Raw genomic sequence first — 4,080 nt, 5'->3', positions numbered from 1 at the left:
GCCTCTCGCTGATCGATCAGCGAGAGGCCGGGCGCCGGAGGGTTCCTCGTACGGTCAGAGGACGCCGGAGTCGGCGATGGTGACCTTGGCCCGGGTCCTGCCGCTCTGCGAGCCGTAGCTCTCGATCTTCTTGACCAGGTCCATGCTCTCCTCGCCGTCGACCTCGCCGAAGACGACGTGCTTGCCGTCCAGCCACGACGTCACGATCGTCGTGATGAAGAACTGGGAGCCGTTGGAGTCGGGGCCCGCGTTCGCCATCGACAGCAGTCCGGGCTTGTTGTGCGTGAGCTTGAAGTTCTCGTCGGCGAACTTCTCGCCGTAGATGCTCTTGCCACCGCGGCCGTCACCGCTGGTGAAGTCGCCGCCCTGCAGCATGAAGTCCGGGATGACCCGGTGGAAGGACGAGCCCTTGTAACCGAAGCCCTTCTCGCCGGTCGCCAGCGCGCGGAAATTCTCCGTCGTCTTCGGAACCACGTCGTCGAACAGGTTGAACACGATCCGCCCGGCGGGCTCGTCATTGATGGTGATGTCGAAAAAAACCTTGGTCGTCATGGATCCATCCTGACATCACCATTGTCGGCCACCAGCGGACGGGGTGGTCCGATCGCCGGATCGCCCGGTCGGCTATCGAACGCGAGTGCGAGAAAAAGTGTCGTGCGGGCGGTCGGAGAGGCCGGCTGGCCAGGCATCGGAAACCTGTGCGCAGTGTGCCCGCTCCGGAGCGAGTGCCGGAGTGATGTATTACGCACGGTGACCACCTCCCTCGCTGCGACCGACCCGCCGGGGAAGCTCCTGGCCGGTCGTCCCCCTGTCCCGGGTCACCCGGGTCCTCCCGGCCGGACGGCTCTTGTGCTGGGCCCGGACGGACGACGCTGCCACCCGTTCGGACGGGCGCGTGTTGCCCGACACGTGCGGTGCCGTTCGTATGGCACTGAGTCTGCCGACCGCCGGCTCCGTGCCATGAGTCACCCTGCCCAGGAAGGGGCCACCGATGCCGGGTGTCGCCATCCATCGGCAAAAAAGACGTGGCGCCATGTGCGCTGCGGGGGCCCTGCTGCTCGCCTCCGCGGTCACGATCGGAGGTTCGGTCGCGGTCGAGTTGCCCGACGGGGGGCCGTCCGGTTCCGGCGGGACGACGCTGACATGGAAGCCCTGCGAGGGTGAGGGCCTGCAGGGATTCGAGTGCGCAACGATGAAGGCGCCACTCGACTACACCCGTCCCGGGTGGCGCACCATCGACCTGGCGGTGATCAGGCACCGGGCCGTCGCTCCCGGTCGGCGGGTCGGATCACTGGTCTTCAACCCCGGGGGGCCCGGAGGCGCGGGCACGGTGGGGCTGCCGTTGCAGTATGAGAAGTTCCCCGAGGAACTACGGGAGCGGTTCGACATCGTCAGTTGGGACCCGCGCGGCGTCGGGCAGAGCACCGCAGTGCAATGTTTTTCCAGCGCGGAAGAGGCCATCACATGGTGGGCGAATGTTCCCGACTTTCCGGTCGGCGCGAAAGAGCGCAGCTCCTTCACTGCGGCCTACACCGAGCTCGGCCGACGCTGTGACAAGCGCGTTCCGGAACTGCTGCGTCATGTCTCGACGGCCGAGAGTGCCCGCGACCTCGACCGGTTGCGCCAGGCGCTCGGTGACCGGCAGTTGAGGTACTGGGGTGTCTCGTACGGAACGTTGCTGGGGGCGACCTACGCGAACCTCTTCCCGTCCAGGGTCGGCCGTCTGGTGCTCGACGGGAATGTCGATCCACGGGCCTGGGTCGACGACGGCTCGAAGAGCGAGCCGGAACTGAGCACCTTCCTGCGGCTGGGGTCCGATCTGGGCTCGGCCGACGTCCTGCGGGAGTTCCTGCGACTGTGCGGTCGCGCCCCGGCGAGCAGCTGCGCCTTCTCCGCAGGAAGCCCGGCAGCAACCCGCGCCAAGTTCAGCGAGCTGCTGCGGCGCCTCCCGAACAGCCCCGTGGATTCCTGGACGTACGCGAAGACCGTCAGCGAGGTCCGTGGCGGGCTCTACACGGTCCACCCCGGCTGGGACGAGACGGCTCAGATGCTGCAGGACCTCTGGGAGGGCCGCATACCGCAGGATCCGCCGGCGCCACCCGTCGGCTCGAAGTATCCCGGTTTCGAGCAGCATCTCGGCGTACTGTGCGCGGAAAGTCCCAACCCCCGCGACCCGGCACACTACGTCGCACTCGACAAGCTGAGTACCGCGCGAGCGGGAGACCTCGGACACTGGTGGGCCTGGGCCAACGAGCCGTGCGCAACCTGGCCGGCCCGCGCCGTCAGCAACTACACCGGCCCCTGGAACAGGCACACCGCGAACCCCGTACTCGTCGTCAATGCGACCCACGACCCTGCCACCCGGTATCAGGCAGGCGAGGCGATGGCCCGTGAACTCGCCGACGCCCGTCTGCTCACGCTCAACGGGTACGGTCACACGGCACTGGGCAATCCGAGCGGCTGCGTCGGCCGGTATGCGGCCCGCTACTTCCTCAGCGGTGTCCTGCCCCCCGTCGGCGCCACGTGCGAACAGGACGTCCCTCCCTTCGCGACTCGGACACCGGCCGTCCGCGACGGAAGAGGCGATACGGGCGCGAAGTGAGCTCCGGAACGAGGCAGGCGACGCAGCCCTTCCCCGGGAGTGCGCCGACGCGGTCCGCGTACGGGGCCGCGGGCTTCCGTACGAGCGGCGGCCGTCGGCGCCGGGGCGCCTCGGAGGACGGGCCGGGACTCGGTTGTGGGTTCCGGCCGCCCTGCGGCGACCACGCCTGTCCGACGACCGGATTCAGGACCGGCGACGGGGCTTGCCCCGCCTGCCGGTCTTGGGACCGCCGGAGCCGCTCCGCGGGCTCTTGCGGGCGGGCTTCCCGGCTGTGGACTTTCGCTGCGCGCCGCCTGTCTCGGGGCGCTTGCGCTGCTTCGGCTGCGCCGCGGCGGGGTTGCGCCCCCGCGAGCTGTTGACGGTCCGCCCGCGGACGATCCCGATGAAGTCCTCCACCAGGTCGGTGGTTTCCTCCTCCGGCCACGACAGTGCGACGCGTGACTCGGGGGCGTCCGTGAGCGGCCGGTACGTGAGGTCCTTGCGGTGGTGCAGGCGTGCGAGTGACTGAGGGACGACGAGGAGGCCCACCCCTGCCGCCACCAGCTCGATGGCATCCGCCGTCGTGGCCGGACGCTCGATCGCGGGCCGGCCGGGCGGAAGCTCCCAGCCCAGGGTGTCGTCGAGGGGGTGCAGCACGACGTCGTCGGCCAGATCCGCCACGGACACCTCGTCGACCGTCGCCACGACGTGGTCCTTCGGGACCACGACCACCGTGGTCTCGGTGTAGAGGGGGATCGCGCTGAGGTCCGTCCGGTCGATCGGCAACCGCACGAAACCTGCGTCGGCACCGCCGCGCCGCAACAGGTCGGATGCTTCGGCGGCGGCCACCGCGACGAGAGTCAGTGGGATGTCCGGCAGCCGCTCGTTCCAGATGCGCACCCACTTGGTCGGCGTCACGCCCGGGACGTATGCGAGCCGGAAGGAGAGGGGTGCATCGGAGCCTGTCACCCCGCCAGGTTACCGGTCGTGGTCGGAGGTATCGCACACGCTCGCTACCCTTGACACCATGACGTCGCACCAGACCACCCAGACGATGAAGCCCGCAACCGCGGCAAAGAAGCTGGGTGTGTACCTCGAGGCCACCCCCGCCGAGTTCCAGGAGGGTGTCGTCTCGCGCAGCGAGCTCAATGCGCTGCAGGCCGATCCGCCCGAGTGGCTCCAGGAACTGCGGCGCAACGGACCGCACCCCCGCCCGGTGGTCGCGGCGAAGCTGGGCGTCTCCATCGCGGGTCTCGCACGTGGCGGAGTCACGGACCCCCTCACCACGGAGCAGATCGACGCGCTGAAGAAGGACCTCCCCGAGTGGCTGCAGAAGGAGCGCGCCACCCAGGCCGAGGTCCGGAAGGAAGCGGCGCGCATCAAGGAGAGGAACGCGGAGCGAGCCGGCCAGTCCCAGCGACCGCGCTCCTGACCTGCTTCTCTCGACGTTCGGACGCGACGACGCTGTCGGTGGTCCTCACCCGACCGGGGTGAGGACC

General features: G+C 69.2%; 4 protein-coding genes. 2 read left to right on the top strand and 2 right to left on the bottom strand.

Annotated features, from left to right (window positions below; translation table 11 throughout):
• Window positions 1-54: 54 nt before the first annotated feature.
• Complete coding sequence (locus ACFU6I_RS47960) at window positions 55-552, bottom strand: peptidylprolyl isomerase (protein ID WP_384380739.1); 498 nt, start codon at window positions 550-552, stop codon at window positions 55-57.
• Window positions 553-1,033: 481 nt separating this feature from the next.
• On the opposite strand from ACFU6I_RS47960, the gene ACFU6I_RS47955 reads away from it, so the two are divergent.
• On the top strand, window positions 1,034-2,602 hold the full coding sequence (locus ACFU6I_RS47955; RefSeq protein ID WP_384380736.1) for an alpha/beta hydrolase: 1,569 nt from the start codon (window positions 1,034-1,036) through the stop codon (window positions 2,600-2,602).
• A 183-nt stretch (window positions 2,603-2,785) separates the two neighbouring features.
• Here ACFU6I_RS47955 and ACFU6I_RS47950 read toward each other — a convergent pair whose 3' ends face one another.
• Window positions 2,786-3,550: a LysR substrate-binding domain-containing protein gene (locus ACFU6I_RS47950; RefSeq protein WP_384380733.1), complete on the bottom strand. Its 765-nt coding sequence runs from the start codon at window positions 3,548-3,550 to the stop codon at window positions 2,786-2,788.
• 58 nt (window positions 3,551-3,608) lie between these two features.
• On the opposite strand from ACFU6I_RS47950, the gene ACFU6I_RS47945 reads away from it, so the two are divergent.
• Window positions 3,609-4,013, top strand: a complete 405-nt coding sequence (locus tag ACFU6I_RS47945; protein ID WP_384380730.1) for a DUF5997 family protein — start codon at window positions 3,609-3,611, stop codon at window positions 4,011-4,013.
• Window positions 4,014-4,080 lie beyond the last annotated feature (67 nt).

This window comes from Streptomyces sp. NPDC057486 (genome assembly GCF_042802415.1).
Lineage (GTDB): Bacteria > Actinomycetota > Actinomycetes > Streptomycetales > Streptomycetaceae > Streptomyces > Streptomyces yanii.
This window is presented reverse-complemented; position numbering and strand designations above follow the sequence as displayed.

Excerpts from the sequence above, each read along its gene's own strand:
- ACFU6I_RS47960 (WP_384380739.1), bottom strand. The coding sequence starts at position 552 with ATGACGACCAAGGTTTTTTTCGACATCACCATCAATGACGAGCCCGCC.
- ACFU6I_RS47955 (WP_384380736.1), top strand. The coding sequence starts at position 1,034 with ATGTGCGCTGCGGGGGCCCTGCTGCTCGCCTCCGCGGTCACGATCGGA.
- ACFU6I_RS47945 (WP_384380730.1), top strand. The coding sequence starts at position 3,609 with ATGACGTCGCACCAGACCACCCAGACGATGAAGCCCGCAACCGCGGCA.